Source organism: Streptomyces sp. NPDC090445 (assembly GCF_044769385.1).
GTDB lineage: Bacteria > Actinomycetota > Actinomycetes > Streptomycetales > Streptomycetaceae > Streptomyces.
This window is the reverse complement of the sequence record NZ_JBIVXV010000007.1, coordinates 20435-35520: the sequence shown is the minus strand read 5'-3', so window position 1 is coordinate 35520 and position 15086 is coordinate 20435. Positions and strand designations below refer to the sequence as shown.

At 72.0% G+C, this 15086-nt stretch carries 12 protein-coding genes and 4 tRNA genes; 10 read left to right on the top strand and 6 right to left on the bottom strand.

Annotated elements, in window-relative coordinates; translation table 11 throughout:
• Window positions 1-224: 224 nt before the first annotated feature.
• Entirely contained in the window at window positions 225-1349 is a 1125-nt protein-coding gene (locus tag ACIQUT_RS16980) for a Leu/Phe/Val dehydrogenase (RefSeq protein WP_403563701.1), read from the bottom strand.
• A gap of 204 nt (window positions 1350-1553) precedes the next feature.
• Here ACIQUT_RS16980 and ACIQUT_RS16975 point away from each other — a divergent pair, with 204 nt between their 5' ends.
• Together ACIQUT_RS16975 and bldC are read left to right on the top strand one after the other, a co-directional pair.
• Window positions 1554-2408: a hypothetical protein gene (locus tag ACIQUT_RS16975; RefSeq protein WP_403563700.1), complete on the top strand. Its 855-nt coding sequence runs from the start codon at window positions 1554-1556 to the stop codon at window positions 2406-2408.
• A gap of 558 nt (window positions 2409-2966) precedes the next feature.
• Window positions 2967-3173, top strand: coding sequence for a developmental transcriptional regulator BldC (bldC, locus tag ACIQUT_RS16970; RefSeq protein WP_003949541.1), 207 nt, complete (start codon window positions 2967-2969; stop codon window positions 3171-3173).
• A gap of 633 nt (window positions 3174-3806) precedes the next feature.
• Here bldC and ACIQUT_RS16965 read toward each other — a convergent pair.
• Window positions 3807-3880, bottom strand: a tRNA-Asp gene (locus ACIQUT_RS16965).
• A 137-nt stretch (window positions 3881-4017) separates the two neighbouring features.
• On the bottom strand, window positions 4018-7950 hold the full coding sequence (gene hrpA, locus ACIQUT_RS16960) for an ATP-dependent RNA helicase HrpA (protein WP_403563699.1): 3933 nt from the start codon (window positions 7948-7950) through the stop codon (window positions 4018-4020).
• A 112-nt stretch (window positions 7951-8062) separates the two neighbouring features.
• Between hrpA and ACIQUT_RS16955 the strand changes: the two genes are divergently transcribed.
• The 3 genes from ACIQUT_RS16955 (at window position 8063) to ACIQUT_RS16945 (ending at window position 10329) form a co-directional block, all read left to right on the top strand.
• Window positions 8063-8569: a hypothetical protein gene (locus ACIQUT_RS16955; protein ID WP_403563698.1), complete on the top strand. Its 507-nt coding sequence runs from the start codon at window positions 8063-8065 to the stop codon at window positions 8567-8569.
• A 66-nt stretch (window positions 8570-8635) separates the two neighbouring features.
• On the top strand, window positions 8636-9493 hold the full coding sequence (locus tag ACIQUT_RS16950; RefSeq protein ID WP_403563697.1) for a DsbA family protein: 858 nt from the start codon (window positions 8636-8638) through the stop codon (window positions 9491-9493).
• Window positions 9490-10329 carry a cytochrome c biogenesis CcdA family protein gene (locus ACIQUT_RS16945; protein WP_403563696.1) on the top strand — a complete coding sequence of 280 codons (840 nt, stop codon included), beginning with the start codon at window positions 9490-9492 and terminating at the stop codon, window positions 10327-10329. The genes ACIQUT_RS16950 and ACIQUT_RS16945 overlap by 4 nt, the downstream gene beginning before the upstream one ends.
• A 39-nt stretch (window positions 10330-10368) precedes the next feature.
• Here ACIQUT_RS16945 and ACIQUT_RS16940 read toward each other — a convergent pair.
• The 3 genes from ACIQUT_RS16940 to ACIQUT_RS16930 all read right to left on the bottom strand — a co-directional run bounded on the left by ACIQUT_RS16940 (window position 10369) and on the right by ACIQUT_RS16930 (window position 10650).
• Window positions 10369-10442: transfer RNA gene (locus ACIQUT_RS16940), tRNA-Phe, on the bottom strand.
• Between the two features lie 22 nt (window positions 10443-10464).
• Window positions 10465-10538: transfer RNA gene (locus ACIQUT_RS16935), tRNA-Asp, on the bottom strand.
• A 39-nt stretch (window positions 10539-10577) separates the two neighbouring features.
• Window positions 10578-10650, bottom strand: a tRNA-Glu gene (locus ACIQUT_RS16930).
• 128 nt (window positions 10651-10778) lie between these two features.
• Between ACIQUT_RS16930 and ACIQUT_RS16925 the strand changes: the two genes are divergently transcribed.
• The 5 genes from ACIQUT_RS16925 to ACIQUT_RS16905 all read left to right on the top strand — a co-directional run.
• Window positions 10779-11129 (top strand): metallopeptidase family protein, encoded by a 351-nt coding sequence (locus ACIQUT_RS16925; RefSeq protein ID WP_179176895.1) that lies wholly within the window; start codon window positions 10779-10781, stop codon window positions 11127-11129.
• Entirely contained in the window at window positions 11126-11665 is a 540-nt protein-coding gene (locus ACIQUT_RS16920; RefSeq protein ID WP_403563695.1) for a fluoride efflux transporter FluC, read from the top strand. The genes ACIQUT_RS16925 and ACIQUT_RS16920 overlap by 4 nt, the downstream gene beginning before the upstream one ends.
• Window positions 11662-12036, top strand: a complete 375-nt coding sequence (gene crcB / locus ACIQUT_RS16915; protein WP_403563694.1) for a fluoride efflux transporter CrcB — start codon at window positions 11662-11664, stop codon at window positions 12034-12036. Before ACIQUT_RS16920 ends, crcB begins: the two co-directional genes overlap by 4 nt.
• A gap of 189 nt (window positions 12037-12225) precedes the next feature.
• Window positions 12226-12741 (top strand): hypothetical protein, encoded by a 516-nt coding sequence (locus ACIQUT_RS16910; protein WP_403563693.1) that lies wholly within the window; start codon window positions 12226-12228, stop codon window positions 12739-12741.
• Window positions 12742-13034: 293 nt separating this feature from the next.
• Window positions 13035-15086, top strand: a 2052-nt coding sequence (locus ACIQUT_RS16905) for a DEAD/DEAH box helicase (RefSeq protein WP_403563692.1), incomplete at its 3' end; no start/stop codon positions are given.

The window sequence follows — 15086 nt, the reverse complement described above, 5'->3', positions numbered from 1 at the left end:
GTTCGGAGCGGGCTCTCCTCGAAGAGACCGTCCGTAGGGGTTTAACGGTACCTGTTTCCGCGGCCATACGGTACGCCGCCCGCATGACGCGCCTCGGAACAGGACCATCGAGGCGCCCCGTCCTCGCTGGTCAGCTGCGATTTTAACTCTTTCCTGGCGGGCGACCCGCCGAAGTGCAGTGAGTTCCGTCTCGCCGCACCCCGGCGGGCGCACCGGCAGGGGTGCTACGAGGCCTTCGCCGCCTTCGCCGCCTTCGCCGCGCGGCCGTCGGCCATCCGCTGCTCGGCGATCCGGTCGGCCGCCGCAGCCGGAGGAATGCCGTCCGCCTTTGCGCGAGCGAAGATTTCCAGCGTGGTGTCGAAGATCTTCGTGGCCTTGGCCTTGCACCGGTCGAAGTCGAAGCCGTGCAGCTCGTCCGCGACCTGGATGACACCGCCCGCGTTGACCACGTAGTCCGGCGCGTACAGGATGCCGCGGTCCGCGAGGTCCTTCTCGATGCCCGGGTGCGCGAGCTGGTTGTTCGCCGCACCGCAGACGATCGTGGCGGTGAGGGCCGGCACGGTCTCGTCGTTCAGGGCGCCGCCGAGCGCGCAGGGGGCGTAGATGTCCAGGCCCTCGGTGCGGATCAGCGCGTCCGTGTCGGCCACGGCCGTGACCTGCGGGTGCTTGTCGAGGATGCGACGCACGGACTCCTCGCGGACGTCCGTGATCACGACCTCGGCGCCGTCCTCCAGGAGGTGCTCGACCAGGTAGTGGCCGACCTTGCCGACGCCGGCCACGCCGACCTTGCGGCCGCGCAGGGTCGGGTCGCCCCACTGGTGCTGGGCGCTGGCCCGCATGCCCTGGAAGACGCCGAAGGCGGTGAGGACGGAGGAGTCGCCGGCGCCGCCGTTCTCGGGGGAGCGGCCGGTGGCCCAGCGGGTCTCGCGGGCGACGATGTCCATGTCCGCGACGTACGTGCCGACGTCGCAGGCCGTGACGTAGCGGCCGCCGAGGGACTCCACGAAGCGGCCGTAGGCCAGCAGCAGGTCCTCGGTCTTGATCTGGTCCGGGTCGCCGATGATCACGGCCTTGCCGCCGCCGAGGCCGAGGCCGGCCATGGCGTTCTTGTAGGACATGCCGCGCGAGAGGTTCAGCGCGTCGAGGACGGCTTCCTCGTCCGAGGCGTACGCGTGGAAGCGCGTGCCGCCGAGGGCCGGGCCCAGGGCGGTGGAGTGGATGGCGATGACGGCCTTCAGGCCAGTGGCGCGGTCCTGGCACAGCACGACTTGCTCGTGGCCGCCCTGCTCCGAGTGGAACAGGGTGTGCAGGACGCCGTCGGTCATTTCGGTCACGGTGGTGACTCCCATGGAAGAGATGCGGCGGAAAGACGCCCGCCCTGCGGGTGGGGGAGGGCGTGCTGGGAGCAGAGTAAGACCTGGAACGCGCCCGCAGGGGACCTGTCCGTGGATCGGAACACTCCCGGGGTACGGGGCGCACCGGGCCTCGCCGTGCCGGTGGTCCGCCGGCCCTCCGGCGGAGTAGCGCCGGGTGGTGCGGGGGAGTACGAGAGCGTGAGTGAATCCTCCGAGACCGGGCTGCCGTCGGCCCGTTCGGCGCCGACCGTCCCGTACGCCTCCTACCTGCGAGTCTACGAGCCGCTGGCGGCGTTCGCGGAGCCGGAGCGGACGCGCTGGGCCTCCTACGCCCGGTGCGGCGAGGCGCCGACTGCGCAGGACGAACTGCGCCGCTCGCTGGCCGAGTTGGTGCGGGTACCGCTGGTGGGGGTGCCGGCGCACGAGAGCGGGGACGCCTTCACGGCCGAGGTGGACGGGGTGCTGCTGGTGTGCCCGTGGCGGACCAGGCTGCGCGGCTGGCTCGCCCTGCAGGAGCTCGTCGAGCAGTTCCCGCTGCCGGTGCTGGACGCGGCGCTGCCGCCGGCCGCGCGGCGGCGGGCGGCCGAGGAGTACGAGCGCTGGCGGGAGCGGAACCCCGATGCGCGCCCGTGGATCCGTACCGCAGTGTGGCAGGTACCACTGCGCTGGTTCGTGCTCGTGGCCGACGATGAGCGGGAGTACCTGCCGGGTGAGCGGCTGCGCTACCGGACTCCGATGGTGCAGGCCCGGCGGCGGCTCGCGCGGGGGCTGCGCACCCTGCGGGAGTCGCCGGGCTACGAGGGGCTCGCCGAGGGGCTGGTGGAGGTCGGGACCTGGCTGGAGGAGTTCCATCCGAGGTCGATGGTCGAACTGGACTACGGCGGGCTGGTCCACGCGCTGCCGGTGGACCGGCTGGCGGAGGACCGCTCGGCCCGGGACGTCGCGGCCGGGATCGCGGCGCTGAGGTCGGGCGACGAGGTGGCGGCGGCAGAGGTGTACGTGGAGTTGCGGGACCGGTGGCGCGAGGTCCGGGAGAGACTGTTCGCCAACTAGTTCGCCCGTCGGGGCGAGCGGGCTGAGCGAGGCGACCGGGCCGGGCGAGGCGAGCGGGCCGGGCGAGGCGAGCGGGAAAATCGGGAAAACGGTTTATCGGGTCGAAGGCCCGGGACCTACGTCCCGATACGGGCCATTGGCTCAAGCGTGACGGACTGCACTAAACACACCCTTGCGCCCTTCCCCTACCCTCGTGCCAAAATAGGACAAGGAGTCCGGGGAGGGTTCCTTCCGCCCAACTAAGGGCGGAATGCTCGGCATTGCACTCTATGGGGGGTCTGAGGACTCCTGATCGCTCTGTGACTGATCGTCACAGTGGGGTGACTGTCCGTTATGGGGCGGTCCATCGGCTTCCGACCGCTGATGAACACCTCGGAGGGCAATTCCATCGGTTTGGCCGTCGAGGCTGGACGGATGGTGTAGTTGTAGTGCCGAGGACAAGCCGTTCGTCCTATAACCGACTCGGCCCGCGTATGTCCATTTCGGGCAACGCGGGCCAAGGTGCAGAATTTAGAGGAAAGAACCGAGATTGGTTCGGTTCTCCCGAGGAGGCCGCTCATGACCGCTCGCACCCCTGATGCCGAGCCGCTGCTGACCCCGGCTGAGGTTGCCACGATGTTCCGCGTGGACCCGAAGACGGTGACCCGCTGGGCCAAGGCCGGCAAGCTCACGTCCATCCGCACCCTGGGTGGGCACCGCCGTTACCGCGAGGCCGAGGTCCGTGCCCTGCTCGCGGGAATTCCGCAGCAGCGCAGCGAGGCCTGAGGTCGCGCTAGCACCCCGCTTTAACGGGTAGGAATCGGATCCCCCAATCCGATGAAACCCACATGGCTTCATGCGGCCGGACCTGCCCCAACAGGTTCCCGGCCGTTCGATCGCGCTGGACTCCGCCGGGTCCAGCGCGATTTTTTTGTGTCCGCGGGCACCTCTGCCGGGAGGGTGCCATTGCACATATTAAATTGAGGGCGCGTATGGGCGCGATAAATGTGCATGTCCCGAAAACTCGTGTGGTGACTCCTGTCACAGGCTGTCACTCTTGTGCATTCCGCAATGCACCCGTAAAGGGACGTCCCACGCACAGCGGGCTCATGCGAACGGGGGATTTTTGCGGATGGAACCATTCCGTGGCGCGGCGGCCGGAGTGGGCCGCGGGGCCGACGGGACCCACGGGACCGGTGGGTCCCCAGAGGTCGCCTCGGTGGCATCCGGCGGGCCTGTACGGCGCCGGAACCGCCCGGGAGCGCCCCACCCCGCCGGCGGGCTCCCCGGGAGGCAGGGAGGCCGCGACGGGCGTCGTACGCACGGCGTACGAACGGTGCACCGAACGACGTGGCGAACGGCGGGCACTCTCATGCAACAGGGCCCGTATCCGATCGGATACGGGCCCTGTTCTTGTTGCGATCCTGACGGGACTTGAACCCGCGACCTCCACCTTGACAGGGTGGCGAGCTAACCAACTGCTCCACAGGACCTCGATGTGCGGCCACCTTTCGGGTGGCTGCGCATCAGACTGTACATCAGCGCGGGGGGTGCGGTCGAACCGGCCGCCACGGCGGTCGCGCGGCGGCCGGTTCGACCGCCGTGGCGAGCGGCTGCCGCGGAGCGGCCGTCACGGAGCGGCCGCGTCCACCGCCTTCACGATCCGCTTGTCCGAGATCGGGTACGCCGTCCCCAGCGCGTGCGCGAAGTAGCTGACCCGCAGTTCCTCGATCATCCAGCGGATCTCCGTGACCTCCGGCGGGACCGGCCGCCCCTTGGGCAGCTGCTCCAGCAGCCAGGCGTACTCGTCCTGCATCTCGTGGACCTTCTCCATGCGCGTGGTGTCGCGCTGGACGGCCGTCGGCATCTGCTGGAGCCGCCGGTCCACCGCCACCAGGTAGCGCATCAGGTCCGGCAGCCGGCGCAGGCCCGTCAGGGTGACGAAGCCCGCCGGCACGAGCGCCGCCAGCTGCGTCTTGACGTCCTGGAGGTTGGCGACCAAGGCCAGGCTCTGCGTGGCCTTCAGCCGCCGCTCGCAGGCCTGCCAGGCGGCCAGCACCTGCTGCACCCGGTCGACCGTGCGCACGGTGGTGTCCACCAGGTCGGCGCGGACGGCCTCGTACAGCTTCCGGAAGCCCGCCTCGTCCCAGGCCGGGCCGCCGTGGTCGGCGATCAGCCGGTCGGCCGCCGCCGTCGCACAGTCGTCGAACAGCGCCTGGACCGAGCCGTGCGGGGTGCGCGACAGGGCCAGCTTCTGCTGGTTGCTCATCCGGTCCGAGGCGAACTTGGCCGCGTTCACCGGGATGTTGAGGAGGATCAGCCTGCGCGTGCCCAGCCACATCGCCTGCTGCTGCTCGGCCTCCGTGTCGAAGAGCCGTACGGACACGGTCGTGCCCTCGTCGACCAGCGCCGGGTACGCCTTCACCGGCTGCCCCGCCCGCCGGGTCTCGAACACCTTCGTCAGGGTGCCGATGGTCCAGTCGGTCAGCCCGGTGCGCTCCACCGACTCCCCGCCCGCCCGCTCGGCGGTGGCGGCGGCCGCCTTGGACAGGGCCTGGCGGGCCTTCGGCCGGAGCTTCAGGCGCAGCGCCTCCAGGTCCTTGTCCTCTGCGATCTTCCGGCGGCGCTCGTCGACGATCCGGAAAGTGATCGTCAGGTGGTCGGGGAGCCGACCGGTGTCGAAGTCCTCGGCGGTGACCGGCACTCCGCCCATCCGGTGCAGCTCGCGCGCCAGGGTGGCGGTCAGCGGCTCCTGGACGGGCACGGCCGAGTCGAGGAAGCGGGCCGCGAAGTTCGGCGCGGGCACGTAGTGCCGGCGGATCGGCTTCGGCAGCGACCGGATGAGCTCCGTGACGACTTCCTCCCGCAGGCCCGGGATCTGCCAGTCGAAGCCCTGGTCGGTGACCTGGTTGAGCACCTGGAGCGGGATGTGGACGGTCACGCCGTCCGCGTCCGCCCCGGGCTCGAACTGGTAGGTCACCCGGAACGTGAGCTGCCCCTGCCGCCAGGAGTCCGGGTAGTCGGCCTTGGTGACCCCGGCCGCCTTCTCGGTGAGCAGCATCTCCCGCTCGAAGTCGAGGTGCTCGGGCTGCTCGCGCCGCTTGTGCTTCCACCAGGAGTCGAAGTGCGCCCCGGACACCACGTGCTCGGGGATCCGCTGGTCGTAGAAGTCGAAGAGGGTCTCGTCGTCGACGACGATGTCGCGGCGCCGGGCCCGGTTCTCCAGCTCCTCGACCTCGGTGAGCAGCTTGCGGTTGTCGGAGTAGAACTTGTGGTGGGTCCGCCAGTCGCCCTCGACCAGGGCATGGCGGATGAACAGCTCGCGCGAGACCTCGGGGTCGATCCGCCCGTAGTTGACCTTCCGCTGGGCGACGATCGGGACGCCGTACAGCGTGACCTTCTCGTACGCCATGACGGCCGCCTGGTCCTTCTCCCAGTGCGGCTCGCTGTACGTGCGCTTCAGCAGGTGCCCGGCCAGCGGCTCCACCCACTCGGGCTCCACCTTGGCGTTGACCCGGGCCCACAGCCGCGAGGTCTCCACCAGCTCCGCCGACATCACGAACCGCGGCTGCTTCTTGAACAGCGCCGAGCCCGGGAAGACCGCGAACTTGGCGCCGCGCGCGCCGAGGTACTCGTTCTTGTCGGTGTCCTTCAGGCCGACGTGCGACAGCAGGCCGGCCAGGAGGGAGATGTGGACGTGCTGCTCCGCGGCGTCCGCCTCGTTCACGTGGATGCCCATGCCCCGGGCGACCGTGCGCAGCTGCGAATAGATGTCCTGCCACTCCCGGATCCGCAGGAAGTTCAGGTACTCCTGCTTGCACATCCGGCGGAAGGAGGACGAGCCGCGCTCCTTCTGCTGCTCGCGGACGTAGCGCCACAGGTTCAGGAACGACAGGAAGTCGCTGGTCTCGTCCTTGAAGCGGGCGTGCTGCTGGTCGGCCTGGGTCTGCTTGTCCGAGGGCCGCTCGCGCGGGTCCTGGATGGACAGGGCCGCCGCGATGACCATGACCTCGCGGACGCAGCCGTTCTTGTCCGCCTCCAGGACCATGCGGGCCAGCCGCGGGTCGACGGGCAGCTGGGACAGCTGGCGGCCCATCGGGGTGAGCCGCTTGCGGGCGTCCTTCTCCTTGGGGTCCAGCGCGCCGAGCTCCTGGAGGAGCTGGATGCCGTCGCGGATGTTGCGGTGGTCCGGCGGGTCGATGAAGGGGAACTTCTCGATCTCGCCGAGGCCGGCCGCGGTCATCTGGAGGATGACGGAGGCCAGGTTGGTGCGCAGGATCTCGGCGTCGGTGAACTCGGGACGGGCGTCGAAGTCGTCCTCGGAGTAGAGCCGGATGCAGATGCCGTCGCTGGTACGGCCGCAGCGGCCCTTGCGCTGGTTGGCGCTGGCCTGCGAGATCCGCTCGATGGGGAGGCGCTGGACCTTGGTGCGGTGGCTGTAGCGGGAGATCCTCGCGGTGCCCGGGTCGATCACGTACTTGATGCCGGGGACGGTCAGCGAGGTCTCGGCGACGTTGGTGGCGAGCACGATCCGGCGGCCGGTGTGCTGCTGGAAGACGCGGTGCTGCTCGGCGTGCGAGAGGCGGGCGTACAGCGGCAGGACCTCGGTGAAGCGGAGCTTCTTCTTGATGAGCGCGTCGGCGGTGTCGCGGATCTCGCGCTCACCGGAGAGGAAGACCAGGATGTCGCCGGGGCCCTCGGCCTGGAGCTCGTCCACGGCGTCGCAGATCGCGGTGATCTGGTCGCGGTCGCTCTCCGCCGCGTCTTCGTCGGCCGCCTCAAGGAGGGGGCGGTAGCGGACCTCCACCGGGTACGTGCGGCCGCTGACCTCGACGATCGGGGCGTCGCCGAAGTGGCGGGAGAAACGCTCCGGGTCGATGGTCGCCGAGGTGATCACGACCTTGAGGTCGGGGCGCTTCGGCAGCAGCTGGGACAGGTAGCCCAGCAGGAAGTCGATGTTCAGCGAGCGCTCGTGCGCCTCGTCGATGATGATCGTGTCGTAGGCGCGCAGCTCGCGGTCCGTCTGGATCTCGGCGAGCAGGATGCCGTCCGTCATCAGCTTCACGAACGTCGCGTCCTGGTCCACCTGGTCGGTGAAACGGACCTTCCAGCCGACCGTCTGCCCGATCTCGGTCTTCAGCTCCTCGGCGATGCGCTCCGCGACCGTGCGGGCGGCGATCCGGCGGGGCTGCGTGTGCCCGATCATGCCCCGGACGCCTCGGCCGAGATCCATGCAGATCTTGGGGATCTGCGTGGTCTTGCCGGATCCGGTCTCACCGGCGACGATCACGACCTGGTGGTCGCGTATCGCCTCGGCGATCTCGTCCTTCTTCTGGCTGACGGGCAGGTTTTCGGGATACGTGACCTCGGGCCTCCGCGAGGCGCGCGCGGCCAGCCGCGCGGCGGCCTTCCCGGCCTCCGCGGCGATCTCGTCGAGCACGGCCTGCTTGGCCTCGGGCTTGCGGATGCGGCGGGCGCCTTCGAGGCGGCGGCCGAGGCGGTGCGCGTCACGGAGGGGAATCTCACCGAGAAGCGTCTGCAGGGCGGCGAAGGAAGTAGACATACCTGGTCGAGGATCTCACCCGGGGGTGCCGGGTGGCGAACGCATTTGTCGGGTGGACCCGTACCATTTCGGGACGAGTCCGCCGTCCCTCCCGCCGTGAGAGGCCCCACGTATGCCGAGCAGCGCGCACCGACGCGTGGGCGCCGTGCTGCTCGCGACCTTGCTGGCACTGTTCTGCGCCCTCGCGGGCACGGGGTCCGGCGCGATGTCCGGAACGGGGTTCGGCGCGGGGTCCGGCGCGGGGGATGCGGTGGCGTCGCCGTACGGCCGGACCGCGGTCGCGGCAGGACCCTCCGGTGGCGCGGCCTCCGCGGCCTCGGTGGTCGCCCCGGATGCCTTGCTCCGGGCCGCCGGCCCTGCCGCGGGCGCGCCTGCGGCTTCCGCCGCGGATGCCCGGGAGCGCGGGCCGCGGTGCGGGCCGGGGCCCGCCGCGCCCGACCGGGCCCCGGCCGTACCGGCCCGGGCCGGCACGCACCCGGACCACGCCCTCGCCGCCTGTACGCGCCCCGCCCTCCCCGGCAGCGCGGCCCCCTGCTTCGTACCCGGGCCGCCGTGCGGGGCGCGCGGGCCCGACCGGCCGGCGCCGGGGCCGGTGGAGCTGTCCGTGATGCGGGTGTAGGAGGGCCGGCCGCCCGCCGGTCCGCCGCCCTCTTCCCCCTTCTCCGCACAGCTCTGGAGCAGCCGTATGCCCGCTTCCTCTTCCCCTTCTTCCTCTTCTTCTTCCCGTTCCGGTTCCTCCCGCAAGGCCCTGCTGGTCTGCGGCGCCGTCGCGGTCGCCGCCGGGCTCATGGGGCTGGTGTCCTGGCAGGCCACCACCCTGGACAAGGACCCCGCGCAGACCTCCTCCGCCTCGCAGCCGCGGACCGCCGACGCCGATCCCGCCGCCGGCCTGGCCGGGCTCGCCCGGCGCGACGCGGGCGACAGGCTGGCCCTCGGCCGCGCCGACGCCCCCGTCGTGCTCATCGAGTACTCCGACTTCAAGTGCGGCTACTGCGGGAAGTTCGCCCGTGACACCGAGCCCGAGCTGATCAAGAAGTACGTCGAGAACGGCACCCTGCGCATCGAGTGGCGCAACTTCCCGATCTTCGGCGCCGAGTCCGAGGCCGCGGCCAAGGCGGCCTGGGCCGCGGGTCAGCAGGACCGGTTCCGGCAGTTCCACGAGGCCGCGTACGCCCCGGGGGCCAAGGAGAAGGGCTTCGGCGAGGCGCGGCTGCTGGAGCTGGCCCGGGAGGCCGGGGTGCCGGACCTGGAGCGGTTCCGGCAGGACATGGCCGGGGAGGCCGCCGCGGCAGCCCTGGCGAAGGACCGGGAGGAGGGCTACGGCCTCGGGGTCAGCTCCACTCCGTCCTTCCTGGTGGGCGGTCGGCCGATCGCGGGCGCCCAGCCGTACGGGGCCTTCGCCGCCGCGATCGACCAGGCCGCCGCGAAGGCCCGGTCCGCGGCCGGCGCCGGGGCGGGTGCCGGGGCAGGCGCCGGGGCGGGTGCCGGGGCAGGCGCCGGCGCGGGTGCCGGGGCCGGGGCCGGTGCGGGGGCGGGCCGGTGACGGACATCGGCTACCTGGCGGCCCTGCTCGGCGGGCTGCTGGCGCTGCTCAGCCCGTGCAGCGCGCTGCTGCTGCCGGCGTTCTTCGCGTACTCGATCGCCTCCCCGTCGCGGCTGCTCGCCCGGACCGGGATCTTCTACGCCGGCCTGGCGACCACCCTGGTCCCGCTGGGCGCGGCCTCCTCGACCGCCGGGCGGTTCTTCCACGGCCACCGCGAGGGGCTGGTGCTGGCCGGCGGCTTGCTGATCATCGTGCTGGGGCTGGCGCAGATCCTGGGGCTGGGCTTCGCCTCGCGGCGGCTCTCGGAGCTGTCCGGGCGGATCCGGCCGACGACGGCCGTGTCGGTGTACGCGCTGGGCGCGGTCTACGGGCTGGCCGGGTTCTGCGCCGGCCCGATCCTGGGCAGCGTCCTGACGGTGGCGGCGGTCGGCGGCAGCCCGGTCTACGGGGGCCTGCTGCTGGCCGTGTACGCGCTGGGGATGGCCGTACCGCTGTTCGTGCTGGCGCTGCTGTGGGAGCGGTTCGACCTGGGGCGGCGGCGCTGGCTGCGCGGGCGCACCGTCCGGGCGGGCCGGCTGGAGCTGCACACGACCTCGCTGCTGTCCGGGCTGTTCTTCATCGCCCTGGGCGTGCTGTTCCTGGCGTTCGACGGGGCGAGCACGCTGCCGGGGCTGCTGGACGTGGAGGACTCGTACGCGGTGGAGCAGCAGGTCCGGGCGGTCGCGGACGCGGTGCCGGACTGGGCGCTGCTGGGCCTGGTGGCGGTCGGGGCGGCGGTGGCGGCCCTGGTGCGCGCGCGCCGCGGTGCCCGGTCGGAGGAGCGGGTGCCGGAGTAACGCGGAAGGCCCCGTCCATCGGACGGGGCCTTCCTTTTGTGGCTGGGGCCGGGGTCGAACCGGCGACCTATCGCTTTTCAGGCGATCGCTCGTACCAACTGAGCTACCCAGCCACGAGACCGTTTCCGGCCTCAGCGATCCTGACGGGACTTGAACCCGCGACCTCCACCTTGACAGGGTGGCGAGCTAACCAACTGCTCCACAGGACCTTGCAGTGTGCGAGAACAAGTCTTGCACACGGTAATGCGTACCCCCAACGGGATTCGAACCCGTGCTACCGCCTTGAAAGGGCGGCGTCCTGGGCCACTAGACGATGAGGGCTAAAGGCCCGCCGGGGCGCTTTCCAGCGCGTCGGGGACGTGAGAAGCATATGGGATGCGGGGAGGTATCGCCAAAACGGTTTCTCCCCCGCGCGTGGGAGGCGCCCCGGCCGGGGGGACAATGACCGGGTGCTGGAGATGACACGCGAGGAGTTCGAGGAGCTCGTTTCCGAGGCGCTGGACCGCATCCCGCCGGAGCTGACCCGGTTGATGGACAACGTGGCGGTCTTCGTCGAGGACGAGCCGCCCGCGGACGACCCGGAGCTGCTGGGCCTGTACGAGGGGACCCCGCTGACGGACCGCGGCGAGTGGTACGCGGGGGTGCTGCCCGACCGGATCACCATCTACCGGAACCCCACCCTGCGGATGTGCGAGGACCGCGAGGACGTGATCGCCGAGACGGAGATCACCGTGGTCCACGAGATCGCCCACCACTTCGGGATCGACGATGCCCGGCTGCATGCGCTGGGTTACGGGTGACCCACCCTGTCGAGGGCGCTGAGGGCGCTGAGGGTGTCGAGGCGATCGACCCGGACGTCGACCTGCACGTCCCCGCGCAGCGCGCCGAGCCGCAGGGGCCCGTGCTGGCGGCGGTCGCGGCCGGCGGGGCCCTCGGGTCGGTGGCGCGCTACGGGATGGAGCTGCTGTGGCCGGCCGGGCCGGGGGCGTTCCCGTGGGCCACGTTCTGGACCAACACGGCCGGATGCCTGCTGATCGGTGTCCTGATGGCGCTGATCGGCGAGGGCGGGCGGACCTCCCCGCACCCGCTGCTGCGGCCTTTCGTCGGGGTGGGGGTGCTGGGCGGGTTCACCACCTTCTCCACGTACGCGGCGGGCTTCGCGCGGCTGCTGGACGAGGGCGAGGCGGAACGTGCGCTGGCGTACGCCGGGCTCACGGTGGTCGCGGCGCTGGGGGCGGTCTGGGCCGGGGCGTGGGCGATGCGGCTGGCGGTACGGGCGCACGGACGGACAGGGACGCGGACACGGACGCGGATGCGGGAGCGGGGGCGCGGGTGAACTGGCTGCTGGTGGTGGCGGGCGGGGCCGTCGGGGCGCCGCTGCGGTACCTGACGGACCGTGCGGTGCAGGCGCGGCACGACGCGGTGTTCCCCTGGGGGACGTTCGTGGTGAACGCGGCCGCGTGCCTGCTCCTCGGGGTGCTGGCGGGGGCGGCGCTGGCCGGCGCGGCGTCCTCGCGGTGGACCCTGCTGCTGGGGACCGGGCTGTGCGGGGCGCTGAGCACCTACTCGACGTTCTCGTACGAGACGCTGCGGCTGGCCGAGACGGGCCGGCGGTTCCTGGCGGCGGCGAACGTGGGGGCGTCGGTGCTGGCCGGACTGGGCGCGGTGGTGCTCGGGTCGCAGGTGGCGCGGCAGTTGTTCGCCTGAGGGCGCGGCCCGGCCCGCGGCGCCCGCCTGGGTTCCCACGGGTTCGCCGGGGTTCGCCGGGGTTCGCCCGGACGGGTGGTGGATTGCGGACAGCCGGTGTCCCCAAGGGCGTGTCTCTTACGGGGCAAAGGGAGTTGGGCATATTGACCCGCTGTTCCGCGGACCCTGACTGCCCACCGGAGGTGCCCCGTGCGCCAGTTGTCCGCTTCCCTCCGACTGGCCGTCACCGCGTTCGCGGTCGCGGCCGCCGCGGGCTGCATGAGCGTCGGCGCGGACGCCGCCAAGCCCGGGCCGTCCTCCCCGGTGGACCGCAAGTCCGCGGCCGAGGCCGGCGGGGGCGCCGGTGCCGGGCGGAGCGCCGGGCTCCACAGCGCCTCCGGCCACGGGGCGAAGGCCGGCGCGGCCCCCGAAGGCAAGGCCTCCGAGGACGGCAAGGCCTCCGGCGCGACCGGGGCCTCCCCCAGCCCGGGTGCGCCCGCCGGGCGGCCGGGTGCGCCCTCGCCGTCGGCCGGGCCGGGCGGCGGCGCCGGGGGGCAGGGGCCCCAGCAGCCGCCCTCCGGCGGCAGCGGGAGCAACGGGTCCGGCGGTTCGCCGGCCAGCCCCCCGGCCCAGTCGCCGACTCCGCAGCCGCCGGTGTCCTCCCCCACGCCGCCCACCCCGACGCTGCCGCCGCAGCCGGAGCCCACCGCCTCCGCCACCGTGTAGCGCGGGGCGGCCGGCCGGGGTCCGGCGGGCGGCAGGCGACCGGAATCGCCGCAGGTCAGGACGGATCGGGCAGCAGCGACTTGCCATACCCCCGGAAGGGTGCGTATGGTTATAGATCGTTTGATCCCATTGCCCGGCGCCGATCCGAAGCGCGCCGTGTGGCGCGTACTCTCCCTAGCCGTGGCTGACCGCATCGAGGCGGTCGATTTGCGATTCACGGAGTTTGGGCGCGTGCCGAGACTCCGGAAGGTTTCGCATTTCGCATGTCCATTTCCAGTTCTGACCGTGCCGTCATGCCCGAGAACGACTCGAACGAGATCGTCGACGCCGTTGAGGCCCTTGTCGTGACCGAGGCCATGGAGGCCGCCGAGGCCGACGAGATCATCGAGGCCCTTGAGGCCGACGTGGCCGATGTCGACGTCGAGGACGATTCCGACGACGACGCCGACTCCGAGCCGCAGATCACCTTCGCGGACCTCGGCCTGCCCGAGGGCGTCGTGCGCAAGCTCGCGCAGAACGGTGTCACCAACCCGTTCCCGATCCAGGCCGCGACCATCCCGGACGCCCTGGCCGGCAAGGACATCCTCGGCCGCGGCCGCACCGGCTCCGGCAAGACCCTCTCCTTCGGTCTGCCCACCCTGGCGCTCCTCGCCGGCGGCCACACCGAGAAGAAGAAGCCCCGCGCGGTCATCCTCACCCCGACCCGCGAGCTCGCCATGCAGGTCGCCGACGCCCTCCAGCCGTACGGCGACGTCCTCGGCCTGAAGATGAAGGTCGTCTGCGGCGGCACCTCCATGGGCAACCAGATCTACGCCCTGGAGCGCGGTGTCGACATCCTCGTCGCCACCCCCGGCCGACTGCGCGACATCATCAACCGCGGCGCCTGCTCCCTGGAGGACGTCCAGGTCTCGGTCCTCGACGAGGCCGACCAGATGTCCGACCTGGGCTTCCTGCCCGAGGTCACCGAGCTCCTCGACCAGGTCCCGGCCGGCGGCCAGCGCATGCTCTTCTCCGCCACCATGGAGAACGAGATCGCGACCCTGGTCGACCGCTACCTGTCCGACCCGGTCAGCCACGAGGTCGACAGCGCCCAGGGCAACGTCACGACCATGACCCACCACGTCCTCGTCGTGAAGCCGAAGGACAAGGCGCCGGTCACCGCCGCCATCGCCGCCCGCAAGGGCCGCACCATCATCTTCGTCCGCACCCAGCTGGGCGCCGACCGCATCGCCGAGCAGCTCGTCGAGGCCGGCGTGAAGGCGGACGCGCTGCACGGCGGCATGACGCAGGGCGCCCGTACCCGCGTCCTCGCGGACTTCAAGGACGGCCACGTCAACGCGCTCGTCGCCACCGACGTCGCCGCCCGCGGCATCCACGTCGACGGCATCGACCTGGTCCTCAACGTGGACCCGGCCGGCGACCACAAGGACTACCTGCACCGCTCGGGCCGCACCGCCCGCGCCGGCAAGTCCGGTGTCGTGGTCTCCCTGGCGCTCCCGCACCAGCGCCGCCAGATCTTCCGCCTGATGGAGGACGCGGGCGTCGAGGCCTCGCGCCACATCGTCCAGGGCGCCGGCGCCTTCGACCCGGAGGTCGCCGAGATCACCGGCGCCCGCTCGCTGACCGAGGTCCAGGCCGACTCCGCGAACAACGCCGCCAAGCAGGCCGAGCGCGAGGTCGCCGAGCTGACCCGCCGCCTGGAGCGCATGACGCGCCGTGCCGGCGAGCTCCGCGAGGAGGCCGACCGCCTGGTCGCCCGCTCCGCCCGCGAGCGCGGCGAGGACCCGGACGCCGCCATCACCGAGGCCTCCGAGGCCGCCGCGGCCGAGGTCGCCGCCCACGTCGCCGCTGCCGCGGCCGCCGAGGAGCGCCAGGCCCGCCGCGACGAGCGCCGTGACGACCGCGGTGACCGCCGCGACGACCGCGGTGGCTTCCGTCGGGACGACCGTCGTGACGGCGACCGTGGTGACCGTGGCGGTTTCCGCCGCGAGGAGCGTCCGTCGTTCAACCGTGACGACCGGGGCGACCGTGGCGGCTTCCGTCGGGACGACCGTCGTGACGGCGACCGTGGCGGCGACCGTGGTGGCTTCCGCCGCGAGGAGCGTCCGTCGTTCAACCGTGACGACCGCGGTGACCGCCGTGACGACAACCGCGGTGGCTTCCGCCGTGACGACCGTCGTGACGGCGACCGTGGCGGCGACCGTGGTGGCTTCCGCCGCGAGGAGCGTCCGTCCTTCAACCGCGACGACCGGGGCGACCGTGGCGGCTTCCGTCGGGACGACCGTCGTGACGGCGACCGTGGCGGCGACCGTGGTGGCTTCCGCCGCGAGGAGCGTCCGCGCGAG